Below are 18266 nucleotides of genomic sequence, written 5' to 3'. Positions count from 1 at the left end.
CGAGTGTTGGGGCAAGAGCGTTTTGCTTACTTTGCCGCTTTTGCAAAGTGAGCCGCCGTAAGGGCGGAACCCATACCAGCCGTTACCTAAATAACGGATATGTACACCGTACCACCGCCATCGCAGGCAAGCCAGCTCCCACAGTTAGATCGTGGGCTTACAGTTAGACAGCGCTAACAAGCGCCCTCGCCAGAGGCGCAGCGTGGTATCGCGATTCAAGGTTTAAGCGCCTTCTTGGGGTAGATGTCATACCGGCTGGACTTGCCGTCCAACGCATGGCTCGGCTTAGGCCCTTCGATGCACGGCGCCTTGCGCGGACGCTTGACCACCACACGGTGGCTGGCCAAGGCCAGGGCAGCGGCCAACAGCGCCGGTGCGTCTGGATCATCCCCCACCAGTGGCCGGAACAGGCGCATTTCCTTCTTCACCAAGGCGGTTTTCTCACGGTGAGGGAACATCGGGTCGAGGTAGATCACTTGGGGCGGCTCACCTTCCCAGTTGCGCATCACGTCGATGGAGTTGCCCTTGAGCAACTGCATGCGCGCCACGATCGGTGCCACCTCAAAATCATCCGCGCCACGTGCCAGACCGTCTTCGAGCAAGGCGCCGATCAGCGGCTGGCGCTCGATCAGGCTCATCTCGCAGCCCAGGCTGGCCAGCACGAAGGCGTCCTTGCCCAGGCCGGCCGTGGCATCCAGCACCCGTGGGCGCACGCCTTGGGCGATGCCGACGGCCTTGGCGATCATCTGCCCGCTGCCACCACCGTACAGTCGACGATGTGCCGCACCGCCTTCGACAAAATCCACCCGCACCGGCCCTGGCGCATCAGGCCCGAGCTGTTGCAGCTGTAGGCCGTGCTCCCCCACTTGCAGGGAAAAGTCCGCATCCGCCAGGTGCATCGGTAAACCCAGCAGTGACGCCCATTGCTCGGCACGGCCCTGGAACCCTTCGCCCAAGGCCTCGACCTGGATGCGGCTGGCCGCTGGTTGTTCGCTCATCAATCGCTACGCTCAAAAATATTAAGGATCGGCAAACAGCGGCCGATAAAAACAACAGTCAGGTATTTTGCCAGAGCTGAGCGTCGACCGAGAAAAATGTCAGACATTCTTCCCCTAACCATCGGTGTACTGCCGACCCACAACCACTACGGCCTGCGCAATACTCAAGCGCTGGCCGGGGTGAGTCATGTGTGGCAGGACTTCTTCGCCCGGGCATTGGCCGAGCAGCTCGGCGAAATGCCGGAGGCGCTGGCTGCCCAGGCGCCAGCACCGGCGGACCCAGCGGTAGAGCCCAGCGCCGGCGCCGACCTGTTATCGCAGATCCTCACCCAGCGTGAGTGCGACGTGAAAGACACCGAAATCGCCCCACCGGAGCCACTGTTCCTGCCGATCGCCGAGTTCGAAACCGAGCTGCTGCCACCGGCTGCCACACCATTCCCGCAAGAAGAAATCGTCGCCCAGCAGCGCCAGCAGAACTTCGAAAGCGGTTGGGTCCGCCCAATCGTGCTGACCGCCGGCCAACCGTTGCCAGAGCCAGGCCCGGCGCCGGAGCCACGCCCACTGCACTTGCCCATCGCCGAATTCGAACTGGACCTGCTGCCGCCGGCTGCCACGCCGTACCCGACCGAAGAGTTGGTCGCGCAGCAAAAAGCGCTCGACTTCGACTACTACTGGGCGCGCCCGCTGGTCACCCAGAACCTGCGACTGGCCGCCTGATACTCAGCGACACACCCACCAACGCCCCATGTCCAGATGGAAATGGTTGCGGTGCGCGGCGTTGTAATCCGGGCTCAGCACCACGTTGAAATCATCGCAGGCACTGTCGCGGACCTGACGCAGGAACCGCGCCTTATCGCCCTCCCCCGGCCAATCTTTGAGCACACTGATACTGCGCCCGCCCGCCAGGCGAAAACCGGCGATGTCCAATGCATTGGCCGACGCATGCTGGCTGACTCGCCCTTCGACGCGGTTGTACATATTGCGGCAGGCAAAGCTGCCCAGGTGATCGACCCGCGTCACCGCCTGGCCGAACACCGCTTGGGCCGCCGGTTGCAGGCTGTGACGCTCGAACAGGGCGAACGCCACCGCCAGCGGGCAACTGGCGAGAAAACTGCTGCTCAGGCCAACCGCGGCCCCCTGAACGCGCAAGGTGTTGCGCAGCGGACACGCCGCATCAGCGGGCGTATCGGCTTGATGGCTGACGCGCAGGCCCGAGGTCTCCAGCACTTGGTCGCACAACGCCGGGTCATCCTGCAGGCGCCCCAGCTTGTAGCGGGTGAGCAAATTCGGGCTGGCGCGCACATCCAGCGGGGCCCAAGGGTTCCAATCGGCCGGTAGCGGCACCCAGCCACGCCAGATGCCAACGGCAAAGGCTCCCGCCAGGACCAGCAGCACGCCTGTCACTTTGAAAAAACGCACCCCTTAGCCCTTGAAGAACTCGTTGGCCTGGCTGAACGGCATCTTGCGTTCGGTAAACGTGAACGTGCCCAGTTCGTACACTTCCTGGGCGGCACGATAGAACTCGCCATAGGCCGCCAACGCCAGGGCCGAGCCGACGCTGATCCGCCGCACACCCATCGCACTGAGTTGCGCGACGCTGAGGTTCAAGCCGCCGGACATCAACACGTTCACCGGCTTGGGCGCCACCGCCTTGACCACCGCCAGCACTTCCTCGGCACTGCGCAGGGCCGGCGCATACAGCACGTCGGCACCGGCTTCGGCGTAGGCTTGCAAGCGGCGGATGGTGTCGGGCAAATCCAGGCGACCATGCAGGAGGTTTTCCGCACGGGCCGTCAGGGTGAACGGGAATGGCAGACTGCGCGCGGCAGCCACCGCGGCTTCTACACGCTCGACGGACAGGTCGAAAGGATAGATAGGGTCAGCGGCAATGCCTGTGGCGTCTTCAATGGAGCCGCCGACAATGCCGGTGGCGGCGGCACGCAGGATGGTCTGGGCGCAGCCTTCGGGAGTGTCGCTGAAGCCGTTTTCCAGGTCCGCCGCTACCGGCAACGCCGTGGCATTGGCAATCATGCCGGCGTTGATCAAGGTGTCTTCCAGGGACAACGCCCCTTCCGCATCCGGGCGCGCCAGGCTGAATGCGTAGCCCGCACTGGTGGTGGCAAGGGCTTCAAACCCCAGGCTGGCCAGCATCACGGCGGAGCCTGCATCCCACGGGTTGGGCATCACGAACGCGCGGTCACGCTCGTGCAAGGCCTTGAAGGTTTCGGCGCGAAGGGTTTGCGCATCCATGTCTGGCTCCTGGCGGGAAAAGGAGTCTTAGAGTAACCCCAGTTGCTCCACGGCGGGGGCACGATCCAACAATGGCAATGCGGGCAGGCCCGGCAGGCGGGCCATCAACTGATCATGGAAACGCAGCGCCAGTTGGGCGGCGAGGCGATTATCCGAAGTGTGCAGGAACACGTAGGGTGTGCGGCCTTCTTCAATCCAACCGGCGACTTTTTCCACCCACGGCATCAGGAACGGGTCGTTGGCTTCCAATTCGGGATGCCCGATAAAACGCACTTGGGGAAACTGCGTCAGTGCCGCCGGCCGTGCCGGCACCTTGGGCTTTTTCGATTGGGCGTGCAGCACGGCGGCCGATGTAGACGTGCAACTGAACAATGCGCGGGGGTCCAGGCAGATGCGCTCAACGCCCCGATCCCGTAGCAAGCGGTTAAGCATGCGCTCGGCGTCGCCTTTGGCGAAGAATTCCGAATGACGCACTTCCACCGCCATGGGCCGCTCAAGGCCATCAATGAAGCCTGCCAGCTCCCCCAGACGCTGCGGTGTAAACGTCGCGGGCAGTTGCAACCATAGCGGGGACACGCGCGCTCCCAGGGGACTCATCAAGCCCACAAAGCTTTCCGCAGCCGGCAGTTGCTCAATCAGGTTGCCACTGTGGCTGATATCACCGGGAAACTTGGCCGTGAAACGAAAATCGTCGGGCATGATTTCAGCCCAGCGTTGCACCGTGGCGGCTGATGGACGCGCGTAGAACGTGGTGTTGCCTTCAACGGCGTTAAAGACCTGGGAGTAGAGGGCGAGGTAGTCGCTGGAACGGGCATCGGCGGGGTACAGGTACTCGCGCCAGGCGTTTTCACTCCAGGACGGGCAACCGAGGTAGTAAGGGAGGCGCATCAGATATGGATGTCGAGGCCCAGCACTTCCATATCCCATTCGACAAAACCGGCGGTGGTCAGGTAGCTGGCCAGGGCGGTGGCGACGCTTTTGCTCATGGAGCGTGGGAAGACCATGTCTTGCTGACGGGCGGGAAGACCACTGATACGGGCTTGAGCGTTGGCCTGTGCGTCGGACTGGACCTCGATGAAGTCTGGCGAATCCTCGACGGACTCGTCTACCGTGACGTTGGCCTTGCGCGGCTTACGCTTGATTGGGTAGGACTGTGAGGAAAAGCCATCAATACGCATGGGCGCGAACTCGCTATCAGTAATGGCATTTTGGCAGCACTGTCCGTAGTGCGCAAATGCTCTGGTGATAACTAGAACACATAATTTGAAAAAGGTTTAAAACGGGGGGCAAATTCTGACGATTGGTGAATTTAGCCCCATATTGCCATCATTTTTGACGTCAAATAATCCCGCGTTCAGCCTTTGTCTGCGCCACCTTATCGCGCAGGTAAACCGGAGCCGCTTGGTCGGCTGGAATCGCCTCTCCCCGTTCGAACGCGAAGCGCGCGAGGGTCAATAGATCCTCAGCGTGGGGCAACATCGCCGCGTCTCTGCCAACCAATGGCACAGCGATGCGCTCACCATAACCCCACCCGGTGCCAGCACCGAACCACTCACCACTGGCATCACCTGGCAATACGGATGACTCAGGCGACTGCACGGCTTCCACACCCACCAGGCGCATCTCGCCTGCCGTTTCGCGGTAGCAGCCCCAATACACCTCATCCATGCGTGCATCGATAGCCGCCGCAACCTGATGAGCGCCATGTTCACGCAAGGCGCGCTGGGCCAGTACGGCCAGGTTGGACACCGGCAATACCGGGCGCTCCAACGCAAATGCCAGTCCCTGCACCACACCAATGGCAATACGCACACCGGTAAACGCACCCGGGCCACGGCCGAAGGCGATGGCATCCACCGCAGCCAGCGTAGTGCCAGCGTCTTCCAGCAGTTGCTTGATCATCGGCAACAGCTTCTGCGCGTGCAGACGCGGGATCACCTCGTAGTGGCTCGTGACCTTGCCATCGTGCAGCAGGGCAACGGAGCAAGCTTCAGTCGCGGTGTCCAGGGCCAACAGGGTACTCATCGGTGCGGGTGTCCAGGTCGAAAAAAAAGTGCGCCAGTATAAACAACAACGGCCCGCAAGCGGGCCGTTATCCGTGAAGCCGATGAAGGGATCAGCTGAGTGCTTGCAGCACTTTGGCGGTGATCGCTTCAACCGAGCCGACACCAGGAATGTGGCTGTACTTCGGCTTGCCCTGGGCAGCGGACAGCTTCTGGTAGAAGTCCACCAGCGGCTTGGTCTGGGAATGGTAGACCGACAGGCGATGACGCACGGTTTCTTCGGTGTCGTCTTTACGCTGCACCAGGTCTTCGCCGGTCACATCGTCCTTGCCTTCCACTTTAGGCGGGTTGTAGACGGTGTGGTACACGCGGCCAGAGGCCTCGTGAACGCGACGACCGGCAATACGCTGGACGATCTCTTCATCTTCCACCGCGATTTCAACCACGGCATCCAGCTCAACGCCGGCCTTCACCAGGGCTTCAGCCTGGGGAATGGTGCGTGGGAAGCCGTCGAACAGGAAACCGTTCTTGCAGTCTTCCTGGCTGATGCGTTCCTTGACCAGGTTGATGATCAAGTCATCGGACACCAGGCCACCGCTGTCCATCACGCTCTTGGCGATCAGGCCCAGCTCGGTGCCAGCCTTGACGGCCGCACGCAGCATGTCGCCGGTGGAGATTTGTGGAATGCCGAACTTTTCAGTGATGAACTTTGCCTGAGTACCTTTACCGGCCCCGGGAGCTCCCAGCAGAATGACGCGCATTGATGTGCTCCTCAATTTTTTATAGAGATGACGCTCGGATTCGCCGCGGTGGGCCAATCGCGTAAAAATAGAATTCGGGCCGCCCAAACGGCCAAAGGCTGATCAAGATACACAGCAGGCCTTAACCACACAAGCCGCCAAAAGTCGCAGGAACCCGCGCAGGGCATGCGTCATAGGTAGGGTGTGCCTGAGTGCAACCCGGCCCCACAAACGCCGGCCACCCGTTTCAGGGCGGCCGCCGTGGTTTATCTGCAAGCTATTGAGAACACGCAAAAAACCCTAGCCAGTGTTGCGCAAACCGGCGGCGATACCGGCCACGGAGACCAGCAGCGCCTGTTCCAGAGGGCTGTCCTGCGCCGCTTCCTGCTGGCGTGACCGGGCCAGCAACTCGGCCTGCAGTAAGTGCAAGGGGTCGAGGTAGGTGTTGCGCAGTCGGATGAACTCTAGGGTGTCTGGGCTATGAGCGAGCAGTTGCGACTGGCCAGTCAGGCCAAGCACCACGTTGCACGCCTGCGACAATAGGTCGCGCAGATGCGCACCCAATGGCAGCAGGTCCGGCTGCACCAGCCGCTCGTCATACAGGCGTGCGATATCGGCATCCGCCTTGGCCAGCACCATTTCCAGCATGTCGATGCGGGTACGGAAGAATGGCCACTGTTCACGCATCTGCCCCAGCAACTCGCCTTCGCCGCGCTCCAGAGCCTTGCTCAGCGCTGCCTCCCAGCCAAGCCAGGCCGGCAGCATCAGGCGGGTCTGGGTCCAGCCGAAGATCCACGGGATCGCGCGCAAGCTTTCAATCCCGCCCGCACGACGCTTGGCCGGGCGACTGCCCAGGGGCAAGCGCCCCAGCTCCTGTTCCGGCGTGGACTGACGGAAATACTCGACGAACTGCGGATTTTCCCGCACCACAGCGCGGTAAGCGCTGACACCGTCTGCCGCCAATTCATCCATCAAATGGCGCCAGGCCGGCTCCGGCGGCGGCGGGGGCAGCAGCGTCGCCTCCAACACGGCAGCCAGATAAAGGTTGAGGTTCTGCTCGGCGATATCCGGCAGGCCGAACTTGAAGCGGATCATCTCGCCCTGTTCGGTGGTGCGGAACCGCCCTGCCACCGAGCCCGGCGGTTGCGACAGGATCGCCGCGTGAGCCGGGCCACCGCCACGCCCCACGGTGCCACCACGACCGTGGAACAACAGCAGTTCCACTTGTTGCTCACGGCAGATATCCACCAGGCGCTCCTGCGCCCGGTACTGCGCCCAGGCGGCGGCGGTCGTGCCGGCGTCCTTGGCCGAGTCCGAGTAGCCGATCATCACTTCCTGCGGCCCCTGCAAACGCGCGCGATAGCCCGGCAGCAGCAACAGTTGCTCAATCACCGGGCCGGCGTTATCCAGGTCGGCGAGGGTTTCGAACAGCGGTACCACGCGCATCGGCCGTTGCACGCCCGATTCTTTAAGCAGCAGTTGCACGGCCAAAACGTCCGACGCAGCGCCGGCCATGGAGATGACATACGAACCCAAGGATGCGGCAGGGGCGGCGGCGATTTCCTTACAGGTGTTGAGCACCTCGGCCGTGTCCGCCGACGGTTTGAAATAGCCCGGCAACAGCGGTCGACGGTTGGCCAGCTCCTTCATCAGGAAGCTGATACGCATCTCTTCGTTCCAGTCCTCGTAACGGCCCAGGCCGAGGTAGTCGGTGATTTCGGTCATGGCGGCCGAATGACGACTGGAATCCTGACGCACGTCCAACCGCACCAGGAACAGCCCGAAGGTTACCGCTCGACGCAGACAATCGAGCAAAGGCCCATCCGCTATCACGCCCATGCCGCATTCGTGCAGTGACTGGTAGCACAGCTCCAGCGGCTCCAGCAGGTCGCGGTTGTTCTGCAACACCTCGGCCGGCGCCGGCGTGCTGCTGCTCAACGCGGTATGCGCCCATTGGCGCGTGGCGCGCAGGCGTTCGCGCAGTTGCTTGAGCAAAGCGCGATAAGGCTCGACGCTGTCTCCGACCTTGGCCTGCAACGCCGGGCTGGCTTGCTGCATCGACAGTTCAGAGGCCAGGTGGTCGATATCGCGCAAGTACAGGTCGGCGGCCATCCAACGCGCCAGCAGCAGCACTTCGCGGGTGACCGGTGCCGTGACGTTCGGATTGCCGTCACGGTCGCCCCCCATCCATGAAGCAAAGCGGATCGGTGCGGCCTCCAGGGGCAAGCGCAAACCGGTGGCGGCGTGCAGCGCCTGGTCAGCCTTGCGCAGATAGTTGGGGATCGCGTGCCACAGCGAGTGCTCGATCACCGCGAAGCCCCACTTGGCTTCGTCCACAGGTGTGGGTCGGGTGCGGCGGATTTCTTCGGTGTGCCAGGCTTCGGCGATCAAGCGTTGCAAGCGTTGACGGATCTGCTCGCGTTCTGCGCTGGTGAGGTCGCGGTGATCCTGCGCCGCCAATTGCGCGGCGATGGCATCGTATTTCTGGATCAGGGTGCGGCGCGCCACTTCGGTGGGGTGGGCAGTGAGGACCAGTTCGATCTCCAGGCGCCCCAACTGGCGGGCCAGGGATTCGTTGCTGTGGCCTTCGCTTTGCAGGCGCGCCAGCAACTCGGGCAACACGCGGGATTCGAACGGTGCCGGCTGCGACTCATCACGCCGGTGGATCAGTTGGTACTGCTCGGCAATGTTGGCCAGGTTGAGGAACTGGTTGAAGGCACGGGCCACCGGCAACAGTTCGTTTTCCTGCAACTGGTTGAGGCTGGTGCTCAGTTCATCGCCGGCACCGCGCCGGTCAGCCTTGGCGCCTTTGCGGATCTGCTCGATCTTGTCGAGGAAATCATCGCCATACTGCTCTCGAATGGTGTTGCCCAACAGTTCACCCAGCAGGTGAACATCCTCACGCAAGCGTGCATCGATATCACTCATCAGCCAATCTCCAGCCAGAAATCCGGGACGCGCAGATTTGCCAGAGTGCCGCCAGCCTCGATTTATGACAAGACTTTAAACCTTGTGAGTTGCAGCTAGTCTCAAGCTTAAGTCGTCGCGTTTATCCGCGCAGGCGACTGGACACTCATCACCGCCTGCTAAAAGCGGGCTTCATTGAGGTTGCCATGAAAATTCGAGAACTGGCCCAGCATTGGGAAGAGAACGCAAAGGGTCGCTTGACCAAGACCGAGTACGCCATCCACCTGGATATGGAGTCCGCCGCGCGGCTGGCCGCCATTACCGAGATGTACCCCAAGCGCCACCCCGAAGAATTGCTCGGAGAATTGATCGGCGCCGCGCTTGAAGAGCTGGAAGCCAGCTTCCCCTACATCAAGGGCCAGCACGTCATTGCCACCGATGAAGAAGGCGACCCACTGTACGAAGACGTCGGCCCCACCCCTCGTTTTCTGACCCTGTCGCGACGCTATCTGCATGATTTGTCGGCCAGCAGCGACGAACAGAAGCACTGACACAACCCCACCAACCCCCTGTATTCCGGGCTCCTCAAGGGCCCGGCGTACCACTGCGCAACGCAGAAGTTCCAACTTTTTTACGCTGACCAATCAGTCAAATATTTTTTTAGGCAAATCGCCATCTTCTCTGAACTTTTGAAAAAAGCCTCCGGTCACAGCCAGTAAGCCATCACTTGGAACGGTCGTTTTAAAGGGCAATTTGCGCATCAGTGCACAGCCCGCCGCCGCAGACCAGTGACATGGATTTTGATGTTTATCAGGAGTTATCCAATGGAGTTGAAGACGATGAAGACCAGCACTGCCAAATCCTCGTTTAACCACCTGCGCGGGCTCAAATTGGCCGCGCTGGCAATCGGCACCAGCTTCGTTCTGGCGGGCTGTGCCGGCAACCCTCCGACCGAGCAGTACGCGGTCACCCAGTCCGCCGTGAACAGCGCTGTCAGCGCCGGCGGTACTGAGTACGCAGCGGTGGAAATGAAGTCGGCCCAGGACAAGCTCAAAGAAGCCGAAATTGCCATGCACGACAAGAACTACGACAAAGCTCGCCAGTTGGCTGAACAAGCTGAGTGGGACGCACGTGTCGCAGAGCGCAAGGCCCAGGCTGCCAAGGCTGAACAGGCTGTGAAGGATTCCCAGAAGGCTGTTGATGAGTTGCGTAAGGAAGGCATGCGCCCGGCTGCTATCCAGCAGAAGTAAGACGCTTCCTGTGACCCAATCGCACCCGATAAAGAATTGAAAGGACGACACGACTATGCGTAAACAATTGATGATCCCTGCCCTGCTGGCGATGAGCGTTGCACTGGCGGCCTGCTCCACTCCGCCGAACGCGAACCTGGAAAACGCGCGGACCAACTTCTCCTCCCTGCAGACCAACCCGCAAGCCACCAAGCTCGCGGCCCTTGAAACCAAGGACGCCAGCGAATGGCTGGATAAGGCTGACAAGGCCTACCGCGATAAGGAAGACGAGAAGAAAGTCGACCAACTGGCTTACCTGACCAACCAGCGCGTTGAAGTGGCCAAAGACACCATCGTACTGCGGGAATCCGAAGCCAAGCTGAAAAACGCCGGCGACGAACGGGCTCGCGCTCTGCTGGATGCCCGTGATGCACAGATCAAACAACTGCAAAACAGTTTGAACGCCAAGCAAACCGACCGCGGCACCCTGGTGACGTTTGGTGATGTGTTGTTCGCAACCAACAAGTCCGACCTGAAATCCAGCGGACTGGTGAACATCACCAAACTGGCTCAGTTCCTGCGCGACAACCCGGACCGCAAGGTGATCGTCGAAGGCTACACCGACAGCACCGGTTCCGATTCGTACAACCAGAGCCTGTCCGAGCGTCGTGCAGCGTCCGTGCAACGTGCGCTGGCTCAGCAAGGCGTGGACATCTCGCGCATCGTGACTCAGGGTTACGGCAAGGAATACCCGGTTGCCGATAACGGCAGCGTCTCCGGCCGTGCCATGAATCGCCGCGTTGAAGTGACCATCTCCAACGACAATCAGCCAGTTGCTCCACGCTCTTCCGTTGCCAACTGATCGATTGCTGTAAAAAGAACCCCGCACTTCGGCGGGGTTCTTTTATTTACATGAAGTTAACTTGGCCGCTGTTCATTTGGGGTATCTGGATTTGCTGACGCTGGCCTTCGGCCTGAGGATCATTACCACCGCCGCCGCCCTGGCCACCACTCCCACCGGCCAACATCTCTTCCAGCATCTTCTTCAGCATTTCCGGGTCCAACTGCTGCTTCTGCTGGCCACCCGCCTGCTGCATCTGGTCCATACCACCAAATAGGCTGCCGACCATATTCCCCACACTACCGATACCATCCACCATATTCACGCTCCGTAAGTCCACGATCAAGGAAGTTGTGTCTCAGTTTTGCTGACACTCCCATCAGTGGTCTCGTACGAAATATGGTTCCGCCTGTCTCGGTTATTGCTGCAGTTGCGGCGTCTCCTGGCCCATGCAACGCACCGCCTGTTTCTTATTGTTCACGAGCACACCCGTCAGACCTTTCTGCTCCGTATCGAACATCACCAGCACGCCATCCACGCACTGCGCCACTTGCGCAGCCGGGGTCAGGGAGATCTTGTAGTCCTCGCCCGGCACGGTCTTGAGCATGGTGAAGTCGCTTAGCAGCAACGCATCTTCCGGCTTGGCGAAGTGCAGGTAACCGTAGAACCACAGGCAGCCGACGGTGCCGATGATGGTGCCGATGCCGGTGAGGATCAGCGGGATCATGTTGCGTTCTTCGCTCATTGCGGGCTCTCTGATGAATCAACTTTAGGAATGGGGTAGTTCGGAATTTCGCCCAGGCGGCGCAAGCCGTTGAAGTGCTGCGGGTCGTCCAGGTAGCGCAGCATCACGGTTTGCCAGGTCTTGTCGGCAAAGGTCTGCACATGCCCACCCCGGGTCAGCTGCAACACCCGTGGCGGCGGTGCGGCCTGATAGAGGCGGATGCCATTGGCCACGGGCACAATCGGGTCATCCAGGCTGTGGAACAACAACTTCGGCACACCGGTGAGTTGGGGCATCGCATGGATCGCACTGTCGCCGTCCGGCACCAGCCAGGACAGGGGCACCTGGAATGGCCATGTTAACCAGGAGGTACTCAGGGCGAATTGTCCTACATCACGATAACTGGCAGGCACACCGTCCAGCACCAGCGCTTTGAGCTGGGACTGGCGCTCAGGATGGGCCGCCAGATAGTGCACCGCCAACGCCCCGCCCAGGCTTTGTCCGAGGACGATCAGCGGTTGGCCCTGGGTTTCAGGCGCCTTGTCGATCCAGCGGAACGCCGCGTCCACATCCTGATAGATCGCGGGCAGCGAGGGTTTGCCTTCCGACAAGCCATAGCCGCGATAGTCCAGCAGCAGCACTTGATAGCCTTGTTCGGGCAACCACCAACTGCCGCCCAGATGCCAGGCCAGGTTGCCGCCGTTACCGTGCAAATGCAACACCGTGCCCTTGAGCGGCACACCGGGTTTGGCCGGCAGCCACCAGGCGTGGAGCTTCACGCCGTCAGCGGTGGTCAAGGTGACGTCGCGGTAGTGCAGGTGGGCTTTTTCCGGCGTGAACGGCAGGCCGGGCTCGGGATAGAACAGCAGCGAGCTGCAGCCGTTCAATGTGAGTAGCAGGCACACAATGCCGAGGATTCTCATCCGTTGAAGCCTCATCAGAAATAGCGCCCTCCTGTAGGAGCGAGCTTGCTCGCGAAAAACGTCAACGATAACGCGGGTCCCCTGAAAGCACGCGGCGCCTTAAGTTTCTTCGCGAGCAAGCTCGCTCCTACAAGGAAGACGGTAATTAAAGGATATTGGAGTAATCCGCCTCGATCCGATCCAGGCTCAAGTGGTTGAGGAAGTTGGAGAAACACATCCACGCCGCCAGTGCATTCATGTCGCGGAACTGCTCCGGCAGGTACTTGGGCGGTACCACCAGGCCTTCGTCCACCAGTTGGCGCAGGGTACGCATGTCTTCCAGGGTGGTCTTGCCGCAGAACAGCAGCGGCACTTGTTCCAGCTTGCCTTTGCGCACGGCGAGCTGGATGTAGTTGTAGACCATGATAAAGCCCTTGAGGTAGGACAAATCCTTGGTAAACGGCAGACCGGTCGGCACCGAGCCACGGAAAACGCGACTGGCGTTGCCGTAGCTTTCGGCCATTTCAAAGCCTTGTTCGCGGAAGAACTCGAACACCTGCAGGAAGTCGGCGCCCTCTTCCACCATATGGATGGCGCGGGTGCGGTTGGTCAGCTTGCGCAGGCGGCTCGGGTAGGAGGCGAAGGTGATGATTTCCATCAGGATCGCCAGGCCTTCCTGGGTCACGGTGGACGACGGCGGGCCTTTGGACAGGAAGGTGCAGATCGGCTGGTTCTGGCCATTCAAGGTGGTGCCGACATGCACCAGGCCTTCATGCACTTCCAGGGCACGCACGTCGCGGTCGTTGAACATCGCATCGGCGCGAATCTTGATGTAGTCGGCACCCGCCGCCGCGTCGGCGACTATACCGTCGGACTCGAACACGCGGATGGTCTCTTCGGCCTCGCCAAACACTTTGTTCAGGCGGGTTTGCAGCAGGGCCACGGCGTCCTTCGCGGTGAGGGTCTTGGCTTCATCTTTGAGGTCACCACGGCCGTCGATATTGTTCAGGTAGTCCGAAAGCATCAGACCCAGGTCGGCCAGCGTCGGGTCGCCGGCGTGAAACGCATCGGAGGCGGCGCCATAAAGCTCCTGGGAAATCAGCCCGAAATCCTCGGTGCCGCGCGCTTCGAGCATGCGCACCACCATGCGGTATTCCTTGCACATGCGGCGCATGATCTGCCCCACCGGGCTGAACTGGCCGAGGCGACGGGTGATGTCGCGCTCGATGTTCTGGAACTCCAGCTTCACGGCACTGGGGTCGAATGACAGCGGCCTGTTCAGGTAATAGTCGCGGCTCACCGCCGGCATTTCCTTGCCCTTGGCCTTGAGGAAACCCTGGCGAATGGTGTCGTCCCACTTCACGGCGTCGAGGACGCGAATCGGTGTTTGCGCCAGCACAATGCGATCAGACAAGGTGCGTATCGTCTGCTGGTAATCGTCCACCCGGTGCTTCCTCTTTAAACGTTATTTGCCCGCGCGCTGGTAGCGCACGGCTTCCACGAATACATCGGCGTTGGCCGGGTCATCCAGGTAGGCAAACACCTGGTCCAAGGGGCTGTCCACCAACACGCCAGCACCTTCGACGGTTTCCACGGTACTGCCGTGCAACGCCTTTTGGCCGATGGCTTGATGGATCTGCTCCAGGTCGAGGTTGTAGACCACCAATTCATGCTTTTCGTTGATTTCGAAGCCCGCGAGGATGAAATGCCCACCGAGCTTGGCCGGCAGCGGCGCCGACAAATACCAACGGCTGCCATGGCGCGAAACGCTGAACCGGTACTCATCACGCTGGCCCGGCTTGGCTGTAGGGTAGCTCACGGCTTTGTAACGGTGCTCACCAACGGAACTGATGTGCAGGTTGAGCGGCTCGCCCCAAGCATTTTTGCTCGACCATTGGCCCAGCAGAGCCTGCGGCGCGGCTTCATGGGCCGGCAGCGGGTCCTTGAAAGTCACCAGGCAACCGCTGAGCAGCAGGAACGACAAGGCGATTACAGCCACACGCCAGGTTTTCATTGGACTTCCCCCGGTGTCAGACCGAGGCCAACACCAAATGCATGTAACGCTTGAGAATCTCAAGCATCTCTTCACCGGTCAGAGGCTCTGCGCCGCCCAGCAGGCCCTGATATTCCATCCGACTGATTATCGCCGTCAACACTTTGGCATCCTGTTGTGGCTCACGGGAGCCCAGCACCTGGAAAAACTGCCCGGTGCCCTGCAACAGAATCTGCTGGTGGGAACGTACCAACTCGGCCAGACGCGGGTTGAGCAAGGCTTCCTGACGGAACGCCTGCTCGGCCATCAGGTGTTCACGACGGTTGGTCAGCTGGCGCAAGACGTAATCGGCAGTCAGGCGCGCAATATCATCCGCCAGTTGCGAACGTGACTGCGGGCTGCCATCGCCATAGGCGACCATCTCGCGCAGCAGACCTTCGTTGCGCACCCACAGCTTGCCCATGAAGGCGGCGCTGCGTTCGACGTATTGGGCGAAGGTATCGGTGAGCAGATCGTCGATGTCCTTGAAATAGTAGGTGGTGGCCGACAACGGCACCCCCGCCTCCGCCGCCACCGCGCGATGGCGCACAGCCCGCACACCATCACGCACCACAATGCGCATGGCTGCATCGAGAATGTCTTGTCTGCGTTGCTCGCTACCCCGACGACTGGCCTTGCGGCCCTGGTACTGGACGCTTTCAGCCACGGCAGCGGCAATGCCGGCGGCGCCTTCTTGAGCGGTTACGCGGTTCACGACTCACATCCTTGAATAGATCAAAACCTGGCGCTGTTTGCTTGACGCTTAAAGACGCCACATAAAAAAGCCGCCTTATAAAAGGCGGCTTCGGATTTCGCTTCGGTTACGCTTGTGGCCGCATGTGCGGGAACAAGATCACGTCGCGGATCGACGGCGAATTGGTCAACAGCATCACCAGACGGTCGATGCCGATACCTTCACCGGCGGTTGGCGGCATGCCATATTCCAGGGCGCGGACGAAGTCAGCATCGTAGTGCATGGCTTCGTCATCGCCGGCGTCCTTGTCGGCCACCTGGGCCATGAAGCGCTCGGCCTGGTCTTCCGCGTCGTTCAACTCAGAGTAGGCATTGGCGATTTCGCGGCCGCCGATGAACAGCTCGAAACGGTCGGTGACGTTCGGGTTGTCATCGTTGCGACGGGCCAGCGGCGACACTTCGAACGGGTACTGGGTAATGAAGTGCGGCTGTTCCAGCTTGTGCTCGACCAGCTCTTCGAAAATCATCACCTGCAATTTGCCCAGGCCTTCGAAGCCCAGCACCTTGGCGCCGGCTTTCTTGGCGATGGCGCGAGCCTTGTCGATGTCGTTCAGATCGTCGGCGGTCAGCTCAGGGTTGTACTTGAGGATCGAGTCGAATACCGACAGACGCACGAACGGCTCGCCGAAGTGGAACACCTTGTCGCCGTACGGCACGTCGGTGCTGCCCAGGACCAGCTGCGCCAGCTCGCGGAACAGTTCTTCGGTCAGGTCCATGTTGTCTTCGTAGTCGGCGTAGGCCTGGTAGAACTCCAACATGGTGAATTCTGGGTTGTGACGGGTCGAGACGCCTTCGTTACGGAAGTTGCGGTTGATCTCGAATACTTTTTCGAAGCCGCCAACAACCAGACGCTTGAGGTACAGCTCCGGCGCGATACGCAGGAACATTTCCATGTCCAGCGCATTGTGGTGGGTTTCGAACGGCTTGGCTGCGGCACCACCGGGGATGGTCTGCAGCATCGGGGTTTCCACTTCCAGGAAGTCACGCTGCATCAGGAAGGTACGGATGTGCGCGATCACTTGCGAGCGCACACGGAAGGTGTGGCGCACTTCTTCGTTGACGATCAGGTCAACGTAGCGCTGGCGGTAGCGTTGTTCGGTGTCGGTCAGGCCGTGGTGCTTGTCCGGCAGAGGGCGCAGCGACTTGGTCAGCAGGCGCACGTTGGTCATTTCCACATACAGGTCGCCCTTGCCGGAACGGGCCAGGGTACCTTCGGCGGCGATGATGTCGCCCATGTCCCAGGTTTTCACCGAGGCCAGGGTTTCTTCCGGCAAGGTCTTGCGGTTGACGTAAACCTGGATGCGACCGGTCATGTCCTGGATCACCATGAACGAGCCACGGTTGAGCATGATGCGACCTGCCACCTTGACCGGGATCGCAGCCTCTGCCAGCTCTTCCTTGGTCTTGTCCGCGTATTGCTTCTGCAAGGCATCGCAGTAGTTTTCGCGACGGAAGTCGTTGGGGAAGGCATTGCCCTTGGCGCGCTCGGCAGCAAGCTTTTCCTTGCGCAGGGCGATCAGGGAGTTTTCTTCCTGTTGCAGGGCCTGGTCGAGTTGTTGGTCGCTCATGTCTTTAAATTTTCCATCACAGATTGGGGTGTTACAGGCCCGATTTCAGGCTGGCTTCAAGGTATTCGTCGATATCACCGTCGAGTACCTTGTCACAATCGCTGCGTTCGATGTTAGTGCGCAGATCCTTGATCCGCGACGCATCGAGCACATAAGAGCGGATCTGGTGACCCCAGCCGATATCCGACTTGGTGTCTTCCAGCGCTTGCGATGCGGCGTTGCGTTTCTGCATTTCCTGCTCATACAACTTGGCCCGCAGCATTTTCATGGCGGTGTCCTTGTTGGCGTGCTGGGAACGTTCGTTCTGGCAGCTGACCACGGTGTTGGTCGGTACGTGGGTAATACGTACGGCCGAGTCGGTGGTGTTTACGTGCTGACCACCGGCACCGGAGGAGCGGTAGGTGTCGATGCGCAGGTCGGCCGGGTTGATCTCGATTTCCACCTTGTCGTCGATCTCTGGCGAGACGAAAACGGCGGAGAACGAGGTGTGGCGACGGTTGCCGGAGTCGAACGGGCTCTTGCGTACCAGGCGGTGTACGCCGATCTCGGTACGCAACCAACCAAAGGCGTATTCGCCCTTGATGTGCACGGTCGCGCCCTTGATACCGGCGACTTCACCGGCGGACAGTTCCATGATGGTCGCTTCGAAACCGCGCTTGTCGGCCCAGCGCAGGTACATGCGCAGCAGGATGTTTGCCCAGTCCTGGGCCTCGGTGCCGCCGGAACCGGCCTGGATGTCCAGGTAGGCGTTGTTCGGGTCCATCTCGTGGCTGAACATGCGACGGAATTCGAGTTTGGCGAGGTTTTCCTCGAGACGGGCCAGCTCGGCGACGACATCGCCCACTGCGCCTTCGTCGTTTTCTTCGACGGCCATGTCCAGCAGGTCGCGGCAATCGGCCAGACCGGTGTTCAGTTCGTCAAGGGTATCGACGATCTGCGCCAGCGCAGCGCGCTCGCGGCCCAGTTCCTGGGCGTATTCAGGTTTGTTCCAGACAGCAGGATCTTCAAGCTCGCGATTGACTTCGGTCAGACGCTCATGCTTTTGATCGTAGTCAAAGATACCCCCGAATAGTTTCGGAGCGCTCGGACAGGTCCTTGATGGTGTTAAGGATCGGGTTGATTTCCATGGCGGGCAGCACTCGTTGGCGAACTTTTGAAAGCCGGCGAGTATAACGGGAAATGGGGGGGAGCGGCAGTCCGCTGGGCGAAAAGGGTTGGGGTTGGTGGGGGGCATATCCGTTATTTAGGTAACGGCTACTTATGGTTCCGCCCTTACGGCGGGTCACTTTTGGAAAAGAGCCCCAAAAGTAACCAAAAGG

Annotated in this window: 21 protein-coding genes; 4 read left to right on the top strand and 17 right to left on the bottom strand. The window is 60.6% G+C overall.

The genetic code is table 11. From position 1 onward, the window contains the following. Positions 1–215 precede the first annotated feature (215 nt). Positions 216–998: a class I SAM-dependent methyltransferase gene (locus CI807_RS13105; RefSeq protein WP_095014941.1), complete on the bottom strand. Its 783-nt coding sequence runs from the start codon at positions 996–998 to the stop codon at positions 216–218. 96 nt (positions 999–1094) lie between these two features. Between CI807_RS13105 and CI807_RS13100 the strand changes: the two genes are divergently transcribed. Further along, positions 1095–1715, top strand: coding sequence for an energy transducer TonB (locus tag CI807_RS13100; RefSeq protein WP_095014940.1), 621 nt, complete (start codon positions 1095–1097; stop codon positions 1713–1715). Between the two features lie 3 nt (positions 1716–1718). On the opposite strand, the gene CI807_RS13095 is transcribed toward CI807_RS13100, so the two are convergent. The 7 genes from CI807_RS13095 to ppc form a co-directional block, all read right to left on the bottom strand. Continuing rightward, positions 1719–2417 carry an extensin family protein gene (locus CI807_RS13095; protein ID WP_095014939.1) on the bottom strand — a complete coding sequence of 233 codons (699 nt, stop codon included), beginning with the start codon at positions 2415–2417 and terminating at the stop codon, positions 1719–1721. Positions 2418–2420: 3 nt separating this feature from the next. Continuing rightward, positions 2421–3248: an oxaloacetate decarboxylase gene (locus CI807_RS13090; protein WP_095014938.1), complete on the bottom strand. Its 828-nt coding sequence runs from the start codon at positions 3246–3248 to the stop codon at positions 2421–2423. 27 nt (positions 3249–3275) lie between these two features. Then, the gene (locus tag CI807_RS13085) at positions 3276–4136 is read right to left on the bottom strand and encodes a DUF72 domain-containing protein (RefSeq protein WP_095014937.1); all 861 of its coding nucleotides are present in this window, start codon (positions 4134–4136) and stop codon (positions 3276–3278) included. After that, on the bottom strand, positions 4136–4426 hold the full coding sequence (locus CI807_RS13080) for a hypothetical protein (RefSeq protein ID WP_016979856.1): 291 nt from the start codon (positions 4424–4426) through the stop codon (positions 4136–4138). The genes CI807_RS13085 and CI807_RS13080 overlap by 1 nt, the downstream gene beginning before the upstream one ends. A 160-nt stretch (positions 4427–4586) precedes the next feature. Then, positions 4587–5273, bottom strand: coding sequence for a tRNA (adenosine(37)-N6)-threonylcarbamoyltransferase complex dimerization subunit type 1 TsaB (tsaB, locus tag CI807_RS13075; protein WP_095014936.1), 687 nt, complete (start codon positions 5271–5273; stop codon positions 4587–4589). Positions 5274–5364: 91 nt separating this feature from the next. Beyond that, a complete protein-coding gene (gene adk, locus CI807_RS13070; RefSeq protein WP_010212617.1) occupies positions 5365–6012 on the bottom strand; it encodes an adenylate kinase in 648 nt (215 codons plus the stop codon). Positions 6013–6291: 279 nt separating this feature from the next. Further along, a complete protein-coding gene (gene ppc, locus CI807_RS13065; RefSeq protein WP_095014935.1) occupies positions 6292–8919 on the bottom strand; it encodes a phosphoenolpyruvate carboxylase in 2628 nt (875 codons plus the stop codon). Between the two features lie 185 nt (positions 8920–9104). Here ppc and CI807_RS13060 point away from each other — a divergent pair, with 185 nt between their 5' ends. The 3 genes from CI807_RS13060 (at position 9105) to CI807_RS13050 (ending at position 10989) form a co-directional block, all read left to right on the top strand. Beyond that, positions 9105–9449, top strand: a complete 345-nt coding sequence (locus CI807_RS13060) for a hypothetical protein (protein ID WP_033902821.1) — start codon at positions 9105–9107, stop codon at positions 9447–9449. A 273-nt stretch (positions 9450–9722) separates the two neighbouring features. After that, complete coding sequence (locus CI807_RS13055) at positions 9723–10148, top strand: DUF4398 domain-containing protein (protein ID WP_010212621.1); 426 nt, start codon at positions 9723–9725, stop codon at positions 10146–10148. 55 nt (positions 10149–10203) lie between these two features. After that, a complete protein-coding gene (locus tag CI807_RS13050; RefSeq protein WP_095014934.1) occupies positions 10204–10989 on the top strand; it encodes an OmpA family protein in 786 nt (261 codons plus the stop codon). Between the two features lie 46 nt (positions 10990–11035). Here CI807_RS13050 and CI807_RS13045 read toward each other — a convergent pair whose 3' ends face one another. From CI807_RS13045 to CI807_RS31570, 9 genes are all read right to left on the bottom strand, one after another. Further along, the gene (locus CI807_RS13045; protein WP_157742023.1) at positions 11036–11293 is read right to left on the bottom strand and encodes a hypothetical protein; all 258 of its coding nucleotides are present in this window, start codon (positions 11291–11293) and stop codon (positions 11036–11038) included. A 93-nt stretch (positions 11294–11386) separates the two neighbouring features. After that, positions 11387–11713: a hypothetical protein gene (locus tag CI807_RS13040; RefSeq protein ID WP_016979848.1), complete on the bottom strand. Its 327-nt coding sequence runs from the start codon at positions 11711–11713 to the stop codon at positions 11387–11389. Next, entirely contained in the window at positions 11710–12615 is a 906-nt protein-coding gene (locus CI807_RS13035) for an alpha/beta hydrolase (RefSeq protein ID WP_095014932.1), read from the bottom strand. Before CI807_RS13035 ends, CI807_RS13040 begins: the two co-directional genes overlap by 4 nt. 145 nt (positions 12616–12760) lie before the next feature. Next, on the bottom strand, positions 12761–14038 hold the full coding sequence (locus CI807_RS13025; protein ID WP_016979845.1) for a flavohemoglobin expression-modulating QEGLA motif protein: 1278 nt from the start codon (positions 14036–14038) through the stop codon (positions 12761–12763). 21 nt (positions 14039–14059) lie between these two features. Beyond that, on the bottom strand, positions 14060–14608 hold the full coding sequence (locus CI807_RS13020; protein WP_095014931.1) for a hypothetical protein: 549 nt from the start codon (positions 14606–14608) through the stop codon (positions 14060–14062). Between the two features lie 16 nt (positions 14609–14624). Then, entirely contained in the window at positions 14625–15341 is a 717-nt protein-coding gene (locus CI807_RS13015) for a TetR/AcrR family transcriptional regulator (RefSeq protein ID WP_016979842.1), read from the bottom strand. 106 nt (positions 15342–15447) lie between these two features. Further along, a complete protein-coding gene (gene lysS, locus CI807_RS13010) occupies positions 15448–16947 on the bottom strand; it encodes a lysine--tRNA ligase (protein ID WP_038849273.1) in 1500 nt (499 codons plus the stop codon). A 31-nt stretch (positions 16948–16978) separates the two neighbouring features. Beyond that, positions 16979–18074 (bottom strand): peptide chain release factor 2 gene (gene prfB, locus CI807_RS13005; RefSeq protein ID WP_100215725.1). Its coding sequence is split into 2 segments (ribosomal slippage): positions 16979–18001 and positions 18003–18074, totalling 1095 coding nucleotides; the frame shifts between segments, so codons are not numbered across the junction. Beyond that, on the bottom strand, positions 18000–18266 hold a 267-nt coding region (locus tag CI807_RS31570), incomplete at its 5' end, for a hypothetical protein (RefSeq protein WP_218239536.1). The genes CI807_RS31570 and prfB, both read right to left, overlap by 75 nt.

Source organism: Pseudomonas sp. NS1(2017), from assembly GCF_002269425.1.
Classification (GTDB): domain Bacteria; phylum Pseudomonadota; class Gammaproteobacteria; order Pseudomonadales; family Pseudomonadaceae; genus Aquipseudomonas; species Aquipseudomonas reactans.
The sequence above is the reverse complement of the archived record's forward strand: the minus strand, read 5'-3'. Positions and strand labels throughout refer to the sequence as shown.

What these genes read in the sequence shown, in the direction of transcription:
- CI807_RS13105 (WP_095014941.1), bottom strand. Translation starts at nt 998, where the DNA reads ATGAGCGAACAACCAGCGGCCAGCCGCATCCAGGTCGAGGCCTTGGGC.
- CI807_RS13100 (WP_095014940.1), top strand. Translation starts at nt 1,095, where the DNA reads ATGTCAGACATTCTTCCCCTAACCATCGGTGTACTGCCGACCCACAAC.
- CI807_RS13090 (WP_095014938.1), bottom strand. Translation starts at nt 3,248, where the DNA reads ATGGATGCGCAAACCCTTCGCGCCGAAACCTTCAAGGCCTTGCACGAG.
- CI807_RS13085 (WP_095014937.1), bottom strand. Translation starts at nt 4,136, where the DNA reads ATGCGCCTCCCTTACTACCTCGGTTGCCCGTCCTGGAGTGAAAACGCC.
- CI807_RS13080 (WP_016979856.1), bottom strand. Translation starts at nt 4,426, where the DNA reads ATGCGTATTGATGGCTTTTCCTCACAGTCCTACCCAATCAAGCGTAAG.
- tsaB (WP_095014936.1), bottom strand. Translation starts at nt 5,273, where the DNA reads ATGAGTACCCTGTTGGCCCTGGACACCGCGACTGAAGCTTGCTCCGTT.
- adk (WP_010212617.1), bottom strand. Translation starts at nt 6,012, where the DNA reads ATGCGCGTCATTCTGCTGGGAGCTCCCGGGGCCGGTAAAGGTACTCAG.
- ppc (WP_095014935.1), bottom strand. Translation starts at nt 8,919, where the DNA reads ATGAGTGATATCGATGCACGCTTGCGTGAGGATGTTCACCTGCTGGGT.
- CI807_RS13060 (WP_033902821.1), top strand. Translation starts at nt 9,105, where the DNA reads ATGAAAATTCGAGAACTGGCCCAGCATTGGGAAGAGAACGCAAAGGGT.
- CI807_RS13055 (WP_010212621.1), top strand. Translation starts at nt 9,723, where the DNA reads ATGGAGTTGAAGACGATGAAGACCAGCACTGCCAAATCCTCGTTTAAC.
- CI807_RS13050 (WP_095014934.1), top strand. Translation starts at nt 10,204, where the DNA reads ATGCGTAAACAATTGATGATCCCTGCCCTGCTGGCGATGAGCGTTGCA.
- CI807_RS13040 (WP_016979848.1), bottom strand. Translation starts at nt 11,713, where the DNA reads ATGAGCGAAGAACGCAACATGATCCCGCTGATCCTCACCGGCATCGGC.
- CI807_RS13035 (WP_095014932.1), bottom strand. Translation starts at nt 12,615, where the DNA reads ATGAGAATCCTCGGCATTGTGTGCCTGCTACTCACATTGAACGGCTGC.
- CI807_RS13020 (WP_095014931.1), bottom strand. Translation starts at nt 14,608, where the DNA reads ATGAAAACCTGGCGTGTGGCTGTAATCGCCTTGTCGTTCCTGCTGCTC.
- lysS (WP_038849273.1), bottom strand. Translation starts at nt 16,947, where the DNA reads ATGAGCGACCAACAACTCGACCAGGCCCTGCAACAGGAAGAAAACTCC.